This is a genomic window from Thiolapillus sp. (assembly GCF_048562965.1).
Taxonomy (GTDB): domain Bacteria; phylum Pseudomonadota; class Gammaproteobacteria; order Chromatiales; family Chromatiaceae; genus Thiolapillus; species Thiolapillus brandeum_A.
The window spans coordinates 1-3,404 of the sequence record NZ_JBHNMF010000359.1 but is presented as its reverse complement, the minus strand read 5'-3'; the positions used below and the strand labels follow the sequence as shown (position 1 = coordinate 3,404).

At 49.4% G+C, this 3,404-nt stretch carries 2 protein-coding genes; both read right to left on the bottom strand.

Features of this window, described 5'->3' with window-relative positions:
• Positions 1-2,331 (bottom strand): DEAD/DEAH box helicase (locus ACOCD2_RS14745; RefSeq protein ID WP_419625757.1); only part of this gene is annotated, 2,331 nt, incomplete at its 3' end.
• Positions 2,324-3,404, bottom strand: a 1,081-nt coding sequence (locus tag ACOCD2_RS14740) for an STY4851/ECs_5259 family protein (RefSeq protein ID WP_419625756.1), incomplete at its 5' end; no start/stop codon positions are given. The genes ACOCD2_RS14740 and ACOCD2_RS14745, both read right to left, overlap by 8 nt.

Sequence of the window (3,404 nt, the reverse complement as noted above, 5' to 3'; positions counted from 1 at the left end):
ATCACCGGTATCGTGAGCAAAGGTATCTGGAGAATAGCGTCGATAATTTTGCCGAATGAAGCGCATATCACGAGTCTGCTGCGATAACGCTCTGGCCAGGTCATCAAAAGCTATAGGACGAAGGTTATCCAGTTGAGCAAGCGCCTCCCTTTTTTCGGCAATCATATTTTCCAACGCAGTGTTGGGTGACATCTCGAAGGCTTTTTCCAGTGCTGCTACGTCATCTTCCAGCCTTTTCTTATCTTGCCCACCACCCCCTTCCTTTTTTTGCAGGGCAAGGTGATAAACCAACCCCCTTACTCGATTCCGCTCCGCTTCCAGCTGTAATTTAGCCGCCATGCGTGCGGTTCCCTGTCGGCTGTCCGTAAAGGAAAGCAGGCGTCTTCCCCGGTAGGGGTGATCCAGCGGCTTATTCCCATCCGGCGCATACTCCAATAGAGTGGGCAGGATATTTCCCAGTAGAAAAGGCGCACTCAACCTGCCATGGCGAAAAACCCAATTCTTGGACGATTCCTTGGCACCACAACTGGGGCAGTTTAGTCCCTCGCCCGCATCCTCCTGAACCAATAAATGCAGGCTGTTATCCGAACGTTCGGATATTTTCCTGCTGTCCTTTTCAATGTCCAGGGAACCCACATTACTCAAGGAGCGATTGGCAATTAAAACGGTATGTTGATGGCTTCCATACAACGCATCTTCTTCCTTATCAGATTCTTCATCCTGGTTCTCTTCTTGCTGCTCTTCCAGATCCAGTTCAAAATCATCCAATAAATGAGGTGGTTGAAGATGACGCAGATAGCCGTCACTTTCTCCGGCCAGCAGGTAAACACTGCCACAATCGCTACAAGTTGCTACTTCGTATACTGGGCTGCCACAGCCGCAGTGCTTCCTGGGGTCCATGTAAATAGCGCCAAATGGCCAGGTTTCTTCATTTAGCGTAGTGCCTTGTTTCTCCTTGCAGTCCCTGTCAGCACAGGCCCAGATACCTGAAAGGGTTTGGTGGAAGAGATGGGCACGGAGCGGCAAAAAGGATTCCCCTGCCCCTCCGTTTTCATCGAAAGTGCGAGTACCCGTGAGCAAATCCAGCCAGCGTAAAGCTTCCAACTGCTGTTGTTTTTCAAAATGCCGTTCTTTCCCATGTAATAACGCACAGACTTCCGATAACTTTGCTACAGAAGCACCACGATCTGATCGGGTGAACAGGCTGCGAATGGATCTTGCCGTAGGATGCGCACATAACGAAGAATAACGTTCTGGAGAGGTGTGTTGTTCAGGTGTGATGGTCTCAAGTTTCTCCAAAGACTCTCGGCTGGCTTCTTTGCAATCTGGCAAAGGAGGTATCTGCCGCTCTCCTGCAACCAGATGAACCTGATCCACTCCCACGCCGGCTATTTCAGCAAGAAATCGTCTTAGATTCTCTCCAGCTTCCCCTTCGGGGTCACCAATCGTAGCAGAAGTCGCTACAAATCGAACATCGTTGGGAGAAACGCCAAAGGCATGCAAAACCCTGCGCAACAACAATGCCACTTCGGCCGCTTGTGATCCGATATAGGTGTGAGCCTCATCCAGCACGATCCATTCCAGCTTGCCTTGAGATTGTTCCAGTATGGCGGCATCCTGGGTACGCACCAACATGTATTCCAGCATGGTGGAGTTGGTCACCAGAATCGGCGGAGGTTCATTCCTCAGCGTCTTACGATCAAGTACCTCACTGGGCGCATCCCTTTGTTGTGATGCTGGCCCTGGTTTTTCAGGTGTATTGCCATTGTAGAGGCAAAAACGTATGTCCTTTCCAAAGGGTTCCGTCCAAGCACGCAACCGGTTTCGCTGATTGTTGATTAATGCATTGAGGGGATAAAGGAAGAGCGCCCGAACGCCAATCAATCTGCCATGTTGTTGGCGTAATCTTTGCAGATGATCCAGAATTGGCACCATGAAACACTCGGTCTTTCCCGAACCTGTGCCACTGGTTACCACCAGCGATTGGGCTTTTTCCTGTCCTAAGATTTCCCAGGCGCGTAGCTGATGGGTGTAGGGAAACATCTTTCGACCAAAGGCGTATTCACCCGCACTATCCATTGCTGAAATTAATTCAGAGGTCAGTAGATTGCCCTCCAGATCCGCCATGCATTGCTTGGCAGCTTTCCAGCCGAACACGGCTTCGAAGGTTGGATCTGCAAGGAAGGCACCTGAATTCCCAAATGGCTGGTCGAACAACTCTCGTAGCCGATGTCTTAGAGGAATACTGGCGAACCCCAACTGACTCACCGCTGCCTGCTGTGACCGTTCGGCCAAGGTTGGCATCAAGCTGGCAAAGTAGGGTTTAATCATCACAACCCCCTTCCGCCAGGCAACGTGCGATAGTCAAGTTATAGGCAGCGTCAAACCAATCCATATCGAACGCTCTGAAAGTACGCAGCAAATGCACATTCTCAGAGTGAGAAAAATACTGGTCAGACTTATTCATTGCCGCAGCAGCTGCAGCAATGAGCGGCATATTGATCACACCATCAGGGAACCCGTAAGGCTCTTCATACAAAAAATGCTGGATACCCACATCATTTCGAGCTTGCTTAAGTATAAGGTCAAACCCTGTTGGCCACTCATCTTCAGCATGGCGCCGACGTAGGTTCATGAGCTCGCTATCGGCTCCTTCGAATAAGTCTTTTTCTGCGGTTGGCGCTATAGCAAATTTTAACGCCAGATACTCTTTATTAAATTTCTCATCAAACTCCGCTCCAGCCACTCCAAGCGAGAAGTTTAACGCACCGCATTCCGCTCCCAATAACTGGCTACAATTCTCAAAATGACGATGAAAGATTTGATCTGCAATATCACCATACTGGTGATGACATTGCATTTTGAGTTGTCCAATACTTTGTTTCCAACCCTGCAGAGTTACCGTCTCCCAAGTAAAAGGCATTTCACGGGCGAAGCGCAAATAGAAGTTTTTTGGTAAGTTACCCATGCGCAGTGCCAGCGCAGCCATCCCTCTAAAAGAGCGGGAAAAAATCCGCCATAAATCTAAGGTTGCAAGCGACAGGTGGCCAAACTGATTGGCCAACTGATCAACCGTCAGCCAGGATGGATGCAGAAAATCACTCGCCAATTTACTTATTACTTCAGCGATTTGTTCTTCCCGCTTGTTCTGCTGAGATGTACTCATCGCTTCGATAAGCACATCATCCGTTGTGATCTCACCCTCTATTGGCCAGATACAGGCACGAAATAACTCCTTGTTTTCTGGAGCCGGGTAAACAAGCCAAGTTCCCGGTTCTTTCGTTTCGGGTTCAAATTGCCAACTGCCTGTCGGCACTCCTTCAGACAACACCGGTTTCAATTCAATGGGTTCATCGGAAGGATATTCCAACCGCGTCGCCTGCACCCGCCATTGTTCTATTTGT